The organism is Mesorhizobium sp. BR1-1-15 (assembly GCF_020165475.1).
Taxonomy (GTDB): Bacteria; Pseudomonadota; Alphaproteobacteria; order Rhizobiales; family Rhizobiaceae; genus Mesorhizobium.
In genome coordinates, this window is the sequence record NZ_JAIUIF010000011.1 from 35,790 (window position 1) to 50,528 (window position 14,739).

15 protein-coding genes and 1 tRNA gene are annotated in these 14,739 nt (G+C 62.5%); 10 read left to right on the forward strand and 6 right to left on the reverse strand.

What is annotated here, in order from left to right:
• Nucleotides 1–212: 212 nt before the first annotated feature.
• Nucleotides 213–449, reverse strand: coding sequence for a helix-turn-helix transcriptional regulator (locus LB541_RS19005; protein ID WP_224619391.1), 237 nt, complete (start codon nt 447–449; stop codon nt 213–215).
• Between the two features lie 136 nt (nt 450–585).
• Between LB541_RS19005 and LB541_RS19010 the strand changes: the two genes are divergently transcribed.
• The 3 genes from LB541_RS19010 (at nt 586) to LB541_RS19020 (ending at nt 3,171) form a co-directional block, all read left to right on the forward strand.
• Nucleotides 586–1,176, forward strand: coding sequence for a hypothetical protein (locus tag LB541_RS19010; RefSeq protein WP_224619330.1), 591 nt, complete (start codon nt 586–588; stop codon nt 1,174–1,176).
• Between the two features lie 92 nt (nt 1,177–1,268).
• Nucleotides 1,269–1,499 (forward strand): hypothetical protein, encoded by a 231-nt coding sequence (locus tag LB541_RS19015; RefSeq protein ID WP_224619331.1) that lies wholly within the window; start codon nt 1,269–1,271, stop codon nt 1,497–1,499.
• Nucleotides 1,500–1,581: 82 nt separating this feature from the next.
• Nucleotides 1,582–3,171 (forward strand): recombinase family protein, encoded by a 1,590-nt coding sequence (locus LB541_RS19020; protein WP_224619332.1) that lies wholly within the window; start codon nt 1,582–1,584, stop codon nt 3,169–3,171.
• On the opposite strand, the gene LB541_RS19025 is transcribed toward LB541_RS19020, so the two are convergent.
• Together LB541_RS19025 and LB541_RS19030 are read right to left on the reverse strand one after the other, a co-directional pair.
• Nucleotides 3,139–3,212, reverse strand: a tRNA-Gln gene (locus LB541_RS19025). The two genes, LB541_RS19020 and LB541_RS19025, sit on opposite strands and share 33 nt — an antisense overlap.
• Before the next feature lie 123 nt (nt 3,213–3,335).
• A complete protein-coding gene (locus LB541_RS19030; protein ID WP_140494126.1) occupies nt 3,336–4,268 on the reverse strand; it encodes a lysylphosphatidylglycerol synthase domain-containing protein in 933 nt (310 codons plus the stop codon).
• Nucleotides 4,269–4,694: 426 nt separating this feature from the next.
• On the opposite strand from LB541_RS19030, the gene LB541_RS19035 reads away from it, so the two are divergent.
• Together LB541_RS19035 and LB541_RS19040 are read left to right on the forward strand one after the other, a co-directional pair.
• Nucleotides 4,695–6,044, forward strand: a complete 1,350-nt coding sequence (locus LB541_RS19035) for a Ppx/GppA phosphatase family protein (RefSeq protein WP_224619333.1) — start codon at nt 4,695–4,697, stop codon at nt 6,042–6,044.
• A gap of 343 nt (nt 6,045–6,387) precedes the next feature.
• Entirely contained in the window at nt 6,388–7,185 is a 798-nt protein-coding gene (locus tag LB541_RS19040) for an RlmE family RNA methyltransferase (RefSeq protein WP_224619334.1), read from the forward strand.
• 6 nt (nt 7,186–7,191) lie between these two features.
• On the opposite strand, the gene LB541_RS19045 is transcribed toward LB541_RS19040, so the two are convergent.
• A complete protein-coding gene (locus tag LB541_RS19045) occupies nt 7,192–8,613 on the reverse strand; it encodes an MFS transporter (RefSeq protein WP_140494120.1) in 1,422 nt (473 codons plus the stop codon).
• A gap of 209 nt (nt 8,614–8,822) precedes the next feature.
• Here LB541_RS19045 and LB541_RS19050 point away from each other — a divergent pair, with 209 nt between their 5' ends.
• From LB541_RS19050 to LB541_RS19070, 5 genes are all read left to right on the forward strand, one after another.
• Nucleotides 8,823–9,068: a type II toxin-antitoxin system Phd/YefM family antitoxin gene (locus LB541_RS19050; protein ID WP_140521745.1), complete on the forward strand. Its 246-nt coding sequence runs from the start codon at nt 8,823–8,825 to the stop codon at nt 9,066–9,068.
• A complete protein-coding gene (locus LB541_RS19055; protein ID WP_140515645.1) occupies nt 9,065–9,514 on the forward strand; it encodes a PIN domain-containing protein in 450 nt (149 codons plus the stop codon). The genes LB541_RS19050 and LB541_RS19055 overlap by 4 nt, the downstream gene beginning before the upstream one ends.
• Before the next feature lie 137 nt (nt 9,515–9,651).
• Entirely contained in the window at nt 9,652–11,154 is a 1,503-nt protein-coding gene (gene guaB / locus LB541_RS19060; protein ID WP_140761638.1) for an IMP dehydrogenase, read from the forward strand.
• Nucleotides 11,105–11,734, forward strand: coding sequence for a hypothetical protein (locus LB541_RS19065; protein ID WP_140494112.1), 630 nt, complete (start codon nt 11,105–11,107; stop codon nt 11,732–11,734). Before guaB ends, LB541_RS19065 begins: the two co-directional genes overlap by 50 nt.
• Nucleotides 11,735–11,763: 29 nt before the next feature.
• Nucleotides 11,764–12,183 carry an MAPEG family protein gene (locus LB541_RS19070; RefSeq protein ID WP_140557035.1) on the forward strand — a complete coding sequence of 140 codons (420 nt, stop codon included), beginning with the start codon at nt 11,764–11,766 and terminating at the stop codon, nt 12,181–12,183.
• Nucleotides 12,184–12,213: 30 nt separating this feature from the next.
• Here LB541_RS19070 and rnd read toward each other — a convergent pair whose 3' ends face one another.
• Together rnd and LB541_RS19080 are read right to left on the reverse strand one after the other, a co-directional pair.
• Nucleotides 12,214–13,365, reverse strand: a complete 1,152-nt coding sequence (rnd, locus tag LB541_RS19075) for a ribonuclease D (RefSeq protein WP_140631518.1) — start codon at nt 13,363–13,365, stop codon at nt 12,214–12,216.
• Between the two features lie 75 nt (nt 13,366–13,440).
• A complete protein-coding gene (locus LB541_RS19080; protein ID WP_140494106.1) occupies nt 13,441–14,685 on the reverse strand; it encodes an MFS transporter in 1,245 nt (414 codons plus the stop codon).
• Between the last annotated feature and the right edge of the window lie 54 nt (nt 14,686–14,739).

The following is a 14,739-nucleotide window of genomic DNA, read 5'->3' on the forward strand; positions in this document are numbered from 1 at the left end:
GACGCCATCCTTTACTTTAGCCCGCAATTCCCTGCTCTTCCTTGCAAGCCGTCACCCAACCGTTGTCATCAGAACGCGATGAAAGGGAAGACGAAAGCGATGGCCGCTTTCAGAATCAACCGAATGCGTGGCGAACGACCGAAATGAGGCGCATTGCTGACATTGATCGGGAACGGATAATCCGTAATGCCGCCCGCAGGTGCCGCCTTCGGCTAGGTGTTTGCAATACCGCGTGACAAGCGCACACCAGGGCCACCGCCATTCTCTGCAATGAACTCTATTCCGGCTGCCTCGAACGTTGCTTTAAGCTGAACTATTGTGGACTGCTTCAACGTCTCGCCTCGTTCGAATCGCACAACCGTTTGAGTTGAGACTCCGGCCTCCTTAGCAAGCTCTAAAACGCCCCAGCCCAATGCAGCTCGTGCCATGCGACACTGCACCGGGTTCATAAAATCACCATAATATAGTGATTTCGATTGATCATATGCTGCACTTTGTGTAGTCTCGATTTCAATTGGGCGGCCGGATAGGTGATGCAACACCGATCCGGCCTGGCCACGTGCAAGCTGTTGTGGAGCTCGGATCATGGCTGATTCCGACAATAGCATGACTTTGTCTTCCGTCACGCTCGGGGGAGGTGGCGAGCAGGCTACAAAAAGATCTGCTCGTTCCGACGAAGCAGATCCGGCGCTTGCGCTGCTAGGAGACTGGTTGCGGGCGCAGCATGTCTCGCAGGTTCTCTGCCGACTTCAGCAACGCCTGGAAACGCGCGTTCTCAGCGCAGCCTGTCCGGTGCCGACGGATGCGAAGGTTGGTTACTCGATCGCCTACCAAGCGGAAGTCGAGGCTGCGACAGCGGCTTTGAAGATTCAGGATAGACTTCCGCGTACGCCCGCACACTCACTTCTCGGCGTTGTCGCCAAGCTGGAGATAATCGTGGGCGCAGATCGCGACATCGACGACCCAACAGATTTTCCCTGGCCACATATCGAGTCGATCCTGCATGACTTGAAGGAAATCACCGGGAGTGTGCCGCTTGAGCGACCTGATCGATCCATCGTTCAGGCGGACTGTCGGCGATATCAAGCAATCGCGGCCGATTTGATCGGTCTCGGAAAGCGCACCGCGGACCTTCATTTTGGTCAGCAACCGGCCGCTGGGATTGATACAAAGTAGAAAAGGATACGCAAGCGCACATAACGGCCATTCGCCGCTGAGGCAATTTCAGCGAATCTTTTCCCGATGCAGATGTGGTCGGGACGGAACTGGTGAAAGCGAAGCGACGCGTTACAAAACGCAGCGTTGAACGCAACCCCCAAACCAATCTGTTTTCGCGCCAACGCGCCATTGACGAAGCATTTCTGGAACGAACGGCCCGCTTGTTTGAGGCCCGCATGGAGCGGCCCCTCTCAACGGAAGATGCCCGGCAAATCGTCGATAATCTCGGTGGCTTCTTTCGCATCCTCGCCGAATGGGACCGAATTGACCGGCGCGAATAGCAGGCGCTTCATGGCTCCCTCATCGCCGGCTCAGTCCGTCGGCGGCAGATGCGATGACCATGGAGGGAAGGAGGCGTCTACGATGAACCAGCGACTTATGAAGGTCGCAAGGCCCGCAGGTCTTACAAAGGCGCTGCTTTACGCCCGCGTATCCTCCAAGGAGCAGGACAAGGAAGGTTTCTCCATCCCGGCTCAATGCAAGCTGTTGCGCGATTATGCCCAACAACAGCGGTTCGATATTGCGCAGGAGTTTGTGGACGTTGAGACGGCCAAGACCACTGGCCGGACCAACTTCACCGAAATGGTCAAATATCTGCGCAAGCATCCCGGCATCCAGATTGTCTTGGTGGAGAAGACAGACCGGCTTTATCGAAATCTGAAAGACTGGGTCACGCTCGACGAGTTGGATGTCGAAATCCACCTGGCGAAGGAGGGCGTGATACTTTCGCGCGACTCACGCTCATCGGAAAAGTTTATGCACGGCATCAAGGTCTTGATGGCCAAGAACTATATCGACAACCTGTCAGAAGAAGCCCGCAAGGGGCAGATGGAGAAGGCGGAGCAGGGCATATGGCCGACAAAGGCTCCGCTGGGCTATATCAACACCACTGGGAAGGATGGCAGAAAGGTTATTGAGCCGCATCCTGAACTGGCTCCAGTCGTCACACAGCTGTTCGAGCGTTACGCAACCGGCCGGTATTCGCTCAAGGCCTTGGCTAAGGCAGCCCATGGCGAGGGGCTGATTTATCCCAAGAGCGGCAACCCGGTTCCGGTCAGCACCGTGCATATGATCCTGCGCAACCGCCTCTATACCGGACTGTTCCTGTGGAACGGCAAATTGCACGAGGGCAAGCACGAACCTCTCGTGTCGATCCAACTATGGGAGCGCGTACAGGGCGTTCTGACAGGCCGCAATGCGGTGCCGACCCACCCGATAGGAAAAGAGTTCGCCTTTATCGGCTTGATGACCTGCACCGAATGCGGCTGCGCCATCGTGGCCGAGATCAAGAAGAGCAAATACGTCTATTATCACTGCACGGGGCATACCAACAAAGGTCGGGGTGGATACGGTGATTGCCGCCGCAAATATGTCCGCGAGGAGGTGCTCGACCAGACATTCGCCAACCTGCTTGACCGTTTGCATTTCGACGAAGAGATACTGGAATGGGTAAAGGCAGGCCTCTTGGCCAGCCATGCCGACGAGCGCCGCGAGCATGAACAAGCGATCCATCGATGTCAGGTCGAGTACAAGCGGCTCGAGGATCGGCTGCATGCCATGTATCTCGACAAGCTCGATGGCCGCATCGACAACGCCTTCTACGATCGGATGTCAGCACAGTGGCGGATCGAACAGACGCGGCTGCTTCGCGAGATAGAGCGTCATGGTAGCGCCGAGGAATCGTACATGGAGGACGGCATCCGGCTGTTGGAACTGGCACGCAACGCCAGCCGACTGTTTGCGAAACAGCCTGCGCACGAGAAAAATCGACTCCTGAATCTGGTGCTGTCGAACTGCAAATGGGACAAAGGCGAAGTTCACGCCGTCTTTAGGCAACCGTTTGATCTACTTGCGGAAACGGTCGTGGCCGGCGCAGCAATGGGTGCACAGCAGGCAGCTTTATCGACAGGGAGTCCAGTTTGGCTGGGGAACCTGGATTCGAACCAGGACTAACGGAGTCAGAGTCCGTGGGTCTACCGTTAACCTATTCCCCAGCAGGCGAGGTCATAAACCGCGCGGGCCGAGCGGGCGAACCGCTGTGAGCGCTGCCTTGTAGCCGCCAGCAGAAAATAGTCAAGCCTGCCGGTGTTTCAATTGTGATGTTTCGGCGCGGCTTTTCAATTGCCTGTCCGCCCGAACTGCGAGCGCTCGAAATAGAGCACGATGCCCAGGCCCAGAAACAGCGGGACGATGAGATAAAACAGCCGGAATACCAGCAGGGCCGCCAGCACGCCCACGGGGTCCATGTCGGAGAGCCCGGCCAGGAACACCACCTCGAACACGCCCAGCCCACCCGGCGCGTGCGAGATCTGCGCGATCGAGAAGGAGACGAGGAACACGCCGAGCACCACGAAATAGCCGGGGTTATGGGTCCCGGGGAGGGCAAAGAAGATGATCGCGGCTGCCGCCAGGAGTTCGATCGGGCCGATCAGTAATTGTCGCGCCACGATCGGCAGGGCCGGATAGTGAATCTGAAAGCTGCCGATCTTCAGCGGCCGCAGATGCAGCCAGCTGCCGAAGATATAGGCGGCGACGACGGCAAGCATGACGATGCCCGCAGCCCGCGACAGGCCGTGATGGGCTATGCCGGAGAAGCGGTCGATGATCTGCGGTTCGAGCACCAGAACGAGGCCGGAGGCAAGTACCGTCGACAGCACGAAGGTAATCCAGCAGATCGCCACCAGCACGCCGACGTCCTGTCCGCTCAATCCCCTCGTGCCATAGGCGCGATAACGGATGACGGCGCCCGAAAACACCGAGCCGCCGATATTGTGCGACAGCGCGTAGGTGGTGAAGGAGCACAGCGTGACGAACAGCCACGATACGCGTTTGCCGATATGCAGGAGCGCGATGTGGTCGTAGCCGGCGAGCGAGGCGTAGGCGACAACCGAGCTCAGCCCCGCGAGGATCCAGCCGCGGGCCGGGATCGCCGCAATACCGTCCCAGACATCATCCAGCGAAATGCCGCGCAATTCGTGCCAGAGCAGCAGGAGCGAGAAAATCACCGCCCCGACGCCGACGACCGGCCAGAAATAGCGTCTCCAGTTCATTGCCTGACTGCCATGCGTTGCGGGCCCGTTGCCTTCGCTGTCATTGCGGGAAAGCGGTCGGCGATTCCGATCGCTTTGCCCCCTCTATTTCAGAGATGCCTCATCGAAGCCGGCTATTCAACCGCCGGCCCTTGCCGCCATGGCAAGCCGCAATCGTTATCGTCGTCGAGAGGCGGAAAATCGACAGCCGAGCGGGAATATCGGCCCGGCCATGCGACCGTCTCCGCATGCATTTGTGCTGAAAGTCGCTGTTTACCCCCACTTTGCGTAAGACGCGGCAGCAGGCGGTTTGCGGACAGCCGGCAAAATTCGTGCCATGCGGCACTTGGTGATCCGGGCCGGCGCTGCTAGTCTGGCGGCAACTTGAAACAAAGAAGCGCCTGCTGCGTCCGTTCGCCGGTTCGCGCGGCGCCGGAAGGAACGACAGTGGAAGACCGCGACACCGGCGCCGGCGCGCCGGAGGTGGGCGCGTCCAGCGCTTCCCCGGGGCCGGCAGGCCCGGGGACCGCCAAATGGCAGCAACGCCGCCCGACGGAGCCACGCTCCGCCGACGGGCAGGCGAGCGACGCGAACCACCATCAAAAGGGCAGGGCCAAGAAAAGGCGCAAACGCCGGCGCGGGCGCAAGGTTTTTGCGCGCGACGATATCCGTCCCGCGGCGAACGGGGCGCCGACGGCACGCGCCGCCGCGGCTGGCGCGGCGCTTGCAGGCATAGCCACACCGCCCATCGCGGTGGCTCGGCCCGAATCGGGGGCTCATCGGCCGCCGATGCCAGAATTGCCGGTCTTCGCCGCGCTCGATCTCGGCACCAACAATTGCCGGCTGCTGGTCGCCGTGCCGGCGCGTCATGGCCAGTTTCGCGTCATCGACGCCTTTTCGCGCATCGTGCGACTGGGCGAGGGGCTCACGGCCAGCGGCCGCCTCGGCCAACCGGCGATGGACCGCGCGGTCGAGGCCCTGAAAGTCTGCGGCGAGAAACTGCGCAACCGCAAGATCAGAAAGGCGCGGCTGATCGCCACCGAGGCCTGCCGCTCGGCGGCGAACGGGGTCGAATTCCTGGAGCGCGTCGAGCGCGAGGCTGGCCTCAAGCTCGAAATCATCGACCGACAGACCGAAGCCCGGCTCGCGGTGTCCGGCTGCGGTTCGCTGGTCGAGCGCGACACGCAGGGCGTCGTGCTGTTCGACATCGGCGGCGGCTCCTCCGAGATCGCGCTGATCGATCTCACCGGCCGCCGCTCGCCGCGGCTCGCCAACCATATAGTGTCATGGACGTCGTTGCCGGTCGGCGTCGTCTCGCTGGCCGAGCGTTTCGGCGGCCGCACGGTGACGCGCGAGATTTTTGGCGCCATGGTCGACGACGTCGCCGCCCGGCTCGCCGCCTTCGATGGCCGCGATCGGCTTAGCCACCTCAAGGCCAGCCCGAAATTTCATCTGCTGGGCACTTCCGGAACGGTGACGACGCTGGCTGGCGTCCATCTCGATCTCGAGCGCTACGACCGCCGCCGCGTCGACGGCCTGTGGATGGACAGGGACAGCGTCGACCGCATGGTCGAAAAGCTGGTCGGCTGGGATTTCCAGCAGCGTGTCGCCAATCCCTGCATCGGCGCGGACCGCGCCGACCTGGTGCTGGCCGGCTGCGCCATTCTGGAAGCGATCCGCGCCGTGTGGCCGTCGGAGCGGCTGCGCGTTGCCGACCGTGGCTTGCGCGAGGGCATATTGAGCGAGCTGATGGCCGATGACGGCGTCTGGCGCAACGATGGGCGCGGCAGAACATGATCCCGAACCGCAGGACCGCGTCAGCGAAAAGTGGCGACCGGTTTTCGCGGACAAACGGTTCCGTTTGTCCAGAAGTCACGCTCGGGCAAGCTGGCGCAAGCGTTGCTCCGGTGAGCAGTCGACCCCCACTCCGTCGAGCTTCGCTCGACACCTCTCCCCCGATCGACGGGGGAGAGGATTGGCGCGAGCTAGCCAATCTTGGCGCCCTTCCTCTCCCTCCGGAGGGGGGAGAGGTGGCGCTGCGAAGCAGCGACGGAGTGGGGGAAGCCGTTTGCCAAACGCGCTGCCGCCGAAAAACGGCCACAACCCGGCAAGCGAGAAAACTTGGACAAGAAGTCAACCAATGACCAAGAAACCGGAAAAGCCGGGCTCGGCCGGCATTCGCGTGCTGAAGACGCGGATCAAGAAGAAAAGCGGGCTGAAGGAATCGTCGCGCCGCTGGCTGCAGCGTCACATCAACGATCCCTACGTCCAGCGCTCCAAGGCTGACGGCTACCGCTCGCGCGCGGCCTACAAGCTGATCGAGATCGACGACAAGCACCATCTGCTGAAACCCGGCATGAAGGTGATCGACCTTGGTGCGGCCCCCGGCGGCTGGTGCCAGGTCGCGGCCGCGCGGACCAAATCGACCGCGGAAAATCCGCATGTCGTAGGCATCGACTATCTCGAGATGGACGCGGTGCCCGGCGCGCCGGTGCTGTTGATGGATTTCCTCGATCCCGAGGCGCCGGGGAAGCTGGCCGAGACGCTTGGCGGCGATCCCGATGTCGTGCTGTCCGACATGGCGGCGCCCACCACCGGCCACAAGCGGACCGACCACATCCGCACCATGCATCTGTGCGAGGTGGCCGCCGATTTCGCGCTGTCGGTGCTGAAGCCGGGCGGCCACTTCCTGGCCAAGACGTTCCAGGGCGGCGCCGAAAACGAGCTGCTCTCGATGCTGAAGAAGAATTTCCGGTCCGTCCACCACGTCAAGCCGCCTGCGTCGCGCGATGAGTCGGTGGAGCTGTATCTACTGGCGAAGGATTTCAAAGGGCGAGAATCCGGTCCGCCATCAGGCGGATCGGAACGTCCAGTGGATGTCTCGAAGAACTTGAGCGCACGGAGCCATGGCGAAGGGCCGGCGGACGGCGACGGCTGAACCGTCTCACTCCCCCGGCGACCTCACCGGTTCCAGCGGCTTGGGCATGGTCAGGCGGCCGTGGCCCGATACGGCGTTGCCGGCATCGGGCGCCAGCCGCATGAACGACAGCGATGCGGCGGCGGAAATTGCCGCGACGATGAAGAAGGCGGTATGGAAGTCCGGCAATGTCAACGGGCCGCCGTGGATACCCGTCGATACTTCCAGGATGCCGCCGGCAACCGCCACGCCCAGCGCGATCGACAGTTGCTGGAACACGGCGGCGATCGGTGTTGCCTTGCTCGTGTCCTCGGCTGAAACCTCGGCGTAGGCGAGGGCGTTGATGCCGGTAAAGAACATCGAGCGGATGAAGCCGCCCACCAGCAGCATGGCCAGCATCAAGAGATAGGGCGTATCGGGCGTGAACAGGCCGTTGACGGCGATCGACGCGGCGGCCACCAGCGAGCCGACGATCAGCACGCGACGAAAGCCGACGACGCGGAAGATCAGCGCTGTGACGAATTTCATGCCGATGGCGCCGATCGCGGAGACGAAGGTAATCATGCCGGACTGGAACGGCGTCAGCCCGAAACCGATCTGGAACATCAGCGGCAGCAGGAACGGCACGGCGCCGATGCCGATGCGGAAAAGTCCGCCGCCAAGCACGGAGGAGCGGAATACCTGGTTGCGGAACAAGTCGAGCGCCAGCAGGGGGTTCCTGGCACGGCGCGCATGCATGAGGTAGAGAGCGCCCGACACCAGCCCGACGCCCACGGTGATGAAGCCGGTCGCCGGCGGCAGATAGGGCAAGCTGATCACTGACAGGCCGAACACGACGCCGGACGCCGCCAGCCCGCTCAGCACGAAGCCGACGAAATCGAGCGGCGGCGTCTCCATCGATTCGGTTTCCGGCAGGAAGCGGGTGGCCAGCCAGATGCCGATCAGGCCGATCGGCACATTGATCAGGAAGATCCAGTGCCAGGTGAAGTAGGTGGTGATGAAGCCGCCGATCGGCGGTCCGACCAGCGGGCCCACCAATGCCGGCACGGTCAGCCAGGACATCGCCGCGACAAGTTCGCTCTTGGGCGTGGCGCGCACCAGCACCAGGCGCCCGACCGGCGTCATCATGGCGCCGCCTATGCCTTGCAGGAAGCGCGACACCACGAAGGCCGGCAGCGAGCCCGAAACGGCGCAGGCGACCGAACCGACGATGAACACCGCGATCGCGGCGCGGAAAACGTTCTTGGCGCCGAAGCGATCCGCCATCCAGCCGCTGATGGGAATGAAGATCGCCAGCGACACAAGATAGGAGGTCAACGCCAGCTTGAGCGCGATCGGGCTGGTGTGGATGTCGAGGGCGATCGCCGGCAGCGATGTGGCGATGACGGTCGAATCCATGTTTTCCATGAAAAGAGCGACCGCCAATATGAGCGGAATGGTTCGGTTCAAAGGAACGCGTCCGGGCTTGATTCCAGATGTTGCCGACCGGGAGTTTGCCGGCAGGCAGGGCGGTTATCACGGCTGGACACCAATGTCGTGTTAAATTGCTGTCACTTTTATGCGACCGCAACCTCCGGTGGCGGCTGCGATACACGATTGCTTGCAAAAAACGGACACTATCCCTATTGTAGTGAAAATAACTACAGGACGTTATGATCATGGAAGAGGCCGTTTCGGCAGCCGATGCCAATCGCAGATTTTCTCGCATCCTGCGTGAGGTACGCGAGGGCCAGAGCTACGTCGTGACAAGCCATGGTCGGCCGGTGGCACGGATCGTGCCTGCGGAGAGGCACGAGGGTGTGGCCTCCCGCTCGCGCGCGGCATTGCTGTCGCGACTCGAACGGCAGCCAGTTGCCGATGCAGGACGCTGGACCCGCGATGAGCTCTACGAGGATGACCTGTGAGGGTCGCGCTCGACACCAACATTCTTGCCTACGCAGAGGGCGTTAACAACGTAGACAAACGCGACCACGTTCTCGAACTGCTGCGCAAGGTTCCACAAGACGCTGCCATTGTTCCGGTCCAGGTGCTGGGTGAACTGTTCAATGTCCTCGTCCGCAAAGCCGGAAGGTCGCGCCAGGAGGCTCGGGATGCGCTGCTTAGCTGGCGCGACGCGTTCCCGGTTGCTGGGACGACGCCGGAGGTGATGACGATGGCTGTCGATCTTGCGGCGGACCATCGCTTCGGCATCTGGGATGCCGTCATTCTTTCGGCTGCATCCCAAACGGGTTGCCGGCTGCTTCTGTCGGAAGACCTGCAGGACGGCTTCACCTGGGGCGGTGTAACCGTCGTCAACCCCTTTGCATCGCCGCGTCACGCTTTGCTGGATGCTTTCCTTGGTTCGCAATAGAAGCTGAAGCGTCCGCAACGATCGGCTTTTCTTCCGTGCCGGGACGTGGTACCAGCCACCGCCAATCCTGAAAGGGAAGAAGAGAGTCGCGCTGTCCATCCCGGTCCAGCGCTTTTCCCGCATTCAAAGGGCTGGCCATGGCAAAAATCATCGAAACGTCCACCGGCGCGCTGGCGCTGACCTTTGACGACGTGCTTTTGCAGCCCGGCCATTCCGAAGTCATGCCCGGCCAGACCGACATCCGCACCCGGATTGCCGGCGACATCGACCTCAACGTGCCGATCCTGTCGGCGGCCATGGATACCGTCACGGAGGCAAGGCTTGCCATCGCCATGGCGCAGGCCGGCGGCATCGGCGTCATCCACCGCAATTTCTCGCCGGCCGAGCAGGCCGAGCAGGTGCGGCAGGTGAAGAAATTCGAATCCGGCATGGTGGTCAACCCGGTCACCATCGGTCCCGACGCGACGCTGGCCGACGCGTTGTCGCTGATGCGCACCTACTCGATCTCGGGTATTCCGGTGGTCGAGAATGGCGGCTCCGGCGGCCACAAGAGCGGCCGGCTGGTCGGCATCCTGACCAATCGCGACGTGCGCTTCGCCTCCGATCCGGCGCAGAAGGTCTACGAATTGATGACCCGTGAGAACCTGATCACGGTCAAGGAGAATGTCGACCAGGACGAGGCCAAGCGGCTTCTGCATCAGCACCGCATCGAAAAGCTCGTCGTCGTCGACAAGCAGGGCAATTGCGTGGGGCTGATCACCGTCAAGGACATCGAGAAATCGCAGCTCAACCCGCACGCCACCAAGGACGCGCAGGGGCGTCTGCGCGCCGCGGCCGCCACCAGCGTCGGCGACGACGGTTTCGAGCGCGCCGAGCGCCTGATCGAGGCGGGCGTCGACCTTCTGGTCATCGACACCGCGCATGGCCATTCGCAGCGTGTCCTCGATGCCGTCACGCGGGCGAAAAAACTCTCCAATTCGGTGCGCATCCTGGCCGGCAACGTCGCCACCGCCGAGGGCACCCAGGCGCTGATCGATGCCGGCGCCGATGCCGTCAAGATCGGCATCGGCCCCGGCTCCATCTGCACCACCCGCATCGTCGCCGGCGTCGGCGTGCCGCAGCTGTCGGCCATCATGTCGGCGGTGGAAACTGCGCACAAATCGGGCGCCTCGGTGATCGCCGATGGCGGCATCAAATATTCCGGCGATCTGGCCAAGGCGCTTGCCGCCGGCGCCAGTGCCGCCATGATCGGCTCGCTGCTTGCCGGCACCGACGAAAGCCCGGGCGAGGTCTATCTGCACCAGGGCCGCTCCTTCAAGGCCTATCGCGGCATGGGTTCGGTCGGCGCCATGGCGCGCGGCTCGGCCGACCGATACTTCCAGGCGGAGGTTCGCGACACGCTGAAACTGGTGCCGGAAGGCATCGAGGGGCAGGTCCCCTACAAAGGACCTGTGTCTGGCGTGCTGCACCAGCTTGCAGGCGGCCTGAAAGCCGCTATGGGTTATGTTGGTGGCCGCGACCTTGCCGATTTCCGCGAACGCGCCACCTTTGTGCGCATATCCAACGCCGGACTTCGTGAAAGCCACGCCCATGACGTCACGATCACCCGCGAAAGCCCCAACTATCCCGGCGGAGCCTGATCGGCCCGACCAGTACACGTTCTGGCGCAATCTGGCCGCGACCATCTTGCGGCTATCGCGCCACGCTGCCGCCCTTTGCACCGCATCGGTGGCGGTTTTCATCGCCATGACGCTCATGGAGTTCTTCTATTTCCGCCAGTTGAGTGGCGGTTTGCCGTCGCTCGACATGCGCGTTTTTGGCTTCACGCCGGATGAAGGCATGGCCTGGCTGACGGCGCTCGGCCGGCGCGGCGGCGAGATCATCCTGGTCTGGCACTATCTGACCTTCGATCTTCTGTTCCCCGCGCTGTTGTCGGTGACGCTGGTCAGCCTGATCCTGGCAACGGGAAGGCGGTTGAGGAATTTCCGCGTGCTTCCGGGCCAGATGCAATCGATCTTCGCACTGATCCTGGTGCTGCCCTACACGATCGCCAACTACGCCCAGAACATCGCCGTGGCCCGCCTTCTGTCGGATTTCCTGTCGGCCAATCCCGATTCCCTGGGTCTCGCCTCGGCGCTGATCGTCACCAAATTCGCGCTGCTCGCAATTCCGGTGATCGTCATCGCCGTCTTCTGGCTGGCAGGTCAGAAACAGAATTGATCTGACCCGGCACCGGGCGGGGAGGGTTCATGAACCAGACATCGATTTTCTGGCCTATTCTGGCGCACGTGTTGCTGGTCTACATCGTCTATAGCGCCATGGCCCGGCGCAGGTATGTCGCCATCCAATCGGGCGAAGCCAAAGTCAGCCAGTACAAGGCGCGCTCCACCGAGCCGGCCTCCTGCGTGACGGTTGCCAGCAACCTCAGCAACCAGTTCGAACTGCCGGTGCTTTTTTATGTGCTGTGCCTGATGCTGCACCTGACCAACGGCGTCAACTATCTGACCTTGGCCCTGATGTGGATCTTTGTCGCGACCCGCTATTTTCATGCCTGGGTTCACCTGACCAGCAACAATCTGCTCCTGCGCAGCCGGTCTTTCTCCCTGGGGGCAGTGATTCTTTTGCTGGGCTGGATCTGGTTCGCGCTGCACCTGCTCCGGGTGGTTTGAGCAGTACTCCCCTTCGTTGGGGCGCTCCGCCTACAAATCGAACACCGCTATTTTGCGCTTGTCGAACTTGATGCCGATCTCGCCGCGCACCAGCTTCAGCGCCGCCTCGCCGAACACGGCGCGGCGCCAGCCCTGCAGCGCCGGCACGTCGGCGGCTTCGCCTTCGGCGGCGATGCGGTCGATGTCGTCGCTGGAAGCCAGGACCTTCGATGCGACGCCTTGCTTTTCGGCCACGATCCTGAGCAGCACCTTCAACAGTTCCGCCGCGGCGCTCGAGCCTTCGGGCGGCTGAAAACTCTTCGGCAGCTTCGGCAATTGCTCCTTGGGCAGAGCTAGTGCGGTGTTGACCGCGCCAAGCAGCGCCGTCGCAGTCGAGGAGCGCTCCCAGCCCTTCGGTATCGTGCGCAGCTTGGCCAGCGCGGCCGCGTCGCGCGGCGCCTGCTGCGCCACCTCGTAGATGGCGTCGTCCTTGAGCACGCGGCCGCGGGGTACGTCGCGTTCGCGCGCCTCGCGCTCGCGCCATGCCGCCACGGCCTGCACGATCGCCAGCTCCTGCGGCTTGCGCAGCCGCATCTTCAGCCGCTTCCAGGCATCCTCGGGGTGCGGATCGTAGGTTTCGCGCGAGGTCAGGACGTCCATCTCCTCGTTCAGCCAGTGGGCGCGGTTCTCCCGCTCCAGTTCGGCGCTGAGATGCTGGTAGACCTCGATAAGATGGGTGACGTCGGCAAGCGCATAGTCGAGCTGCTTTTCGGACAGCGGCCGGTGGCGCCAGTCGGTGAAGCGCGAGGACTTGTCGAGCCGCGCGCCGGTGACGCGCTGCACGAGCTGATCGTAGGAAACGCTGTCGCCGAACCCGCAGACCATCGCCGCAACCTGGGTATCGAACACCGGATGGGGAACGAGATCGCCCAGATGGACGATGATTTCGATGTCCTGCCGCGCGGCATGGAAGACTTTGACGACAGATTCATTGGCCATCAGCCTGAAAAACGGCTTCAGGTCGATGTCTGGCGACAGCGGATCGATCAGCGCCGTTATTCCGGGCGCCGCCATCTGGATCAGGCACAGGATCGGCCAGAAGGTCGTTTCCCGGATGAATTCGGTGTCGACGGTGACGAAATCCGATTTTTCGAAAGCGGCGAGAACGGTCTCGAGTTCTTTTTGGGTGGTGATGACGTGCATCAAATCGCTTTTGGCAGGAGTAGGGTCTTCCTAGATTTCAGCCGGGAAGGCTTTCGTCAAGCGTTGGCGCTCGCATCACGGCCCGTCCGGCCCGTCCGGATCGCCGTTTCTTCTCGCCAGCCGGGCGAAAACCGTCGAGGTGCGCAACAGCGCGGTGAAGCGGCTGCGCTTGCCAGCCGGCACGCCCGATCGTGCCCGCATCCGATAGAGGATGACGGCGATGAAGATTGCATAGACCAGCGCGCTGAACACGAACAGCGCGCTTGGGCCAAAATACTGCATCGCCGTCGATGCGGCGAAAGGGCCGCCAATGGCGCCGAAGGAATAAAACAGCATCAAGGCGGCGTTGATCAGAACGAACTCGCCCGCGCCGGCGCGGTCGTTGGAGTGCGCCGCCGACAGCGAGTAGAGCGGCATGGCGAAACAGCCGAAGATGAAGATGATGAGGAAGTTGAGAAACGGGTCGGCTCCCGCCACGAACGCAAGCGCCAGCGCTGCCAGCATGGCGCAGCATGTCGTCGCCAGCAGCACCGAGCGCCGGTCCCAGCGATCGGAGAGATAGCCTAGCGGGTATTGGATGAGTGCGCCGCCGAAGATACCGACGCTGACGAAGGTGACGACATCGGCGACAGACATGCCGATCTGCTCGGCATAGACCGGCGACAGCGTGCGGAACGCGCTGTTGGTGACGCCGACGGCGATGCAGCCGAAACAGCCGAGCGGCGAGATGCGCCAGACCCGCGCCAGGTCGAGCTTGACGTCTTCCGGCGGCGTCGGGTTGGAGCGATCGCCCAGCGATACCGGCACCAGCGACAGCGTGATCATCATCGACATGATGGCGAATATGGCGAAGCCGCCTGCTCCGAAGATCGGGATGAGGAACTGCGCGCCGGTGACCGAGCCGATGTCGACCATGCGGTAGATGGCAAGCACGCGGGCGCGGTCCTTGTTGCTGACCCCGGAGTTGAGCCAGGCCTCCATCACCGTGAACAGGCCGGCGAAGCAGAAACCGCCGGCAAAACGCACCGCGCACCACATCACCGGGTCGATGACCAGAACCAGGAGCAATGTGCCGGCCGAGGCGGCCGCGGCCAGCGCCGAGAAGGTCCTGACATGGCCGACCGCCTTCAGGATGCGGGTGACGGCCAGGCAGCCGAGCAGAAAGCCGGCGAAATAGAACGTGCCCATCAGGCCGATGTCGGAAGCCGAAAAACCTTCCTGCGCGCCGCGCAGCGCGATCAGCGTGCTTTGCAGCCCATTGCCGCCGAGCAGGATGCCTGCGGCGATGAGGAGCGGGATCAGCGGACGGATGGAGGACATTAAGAGGCGATCACATGTCTGTGATCCCTTCTTGAACCATCGCTTCCGTCAATA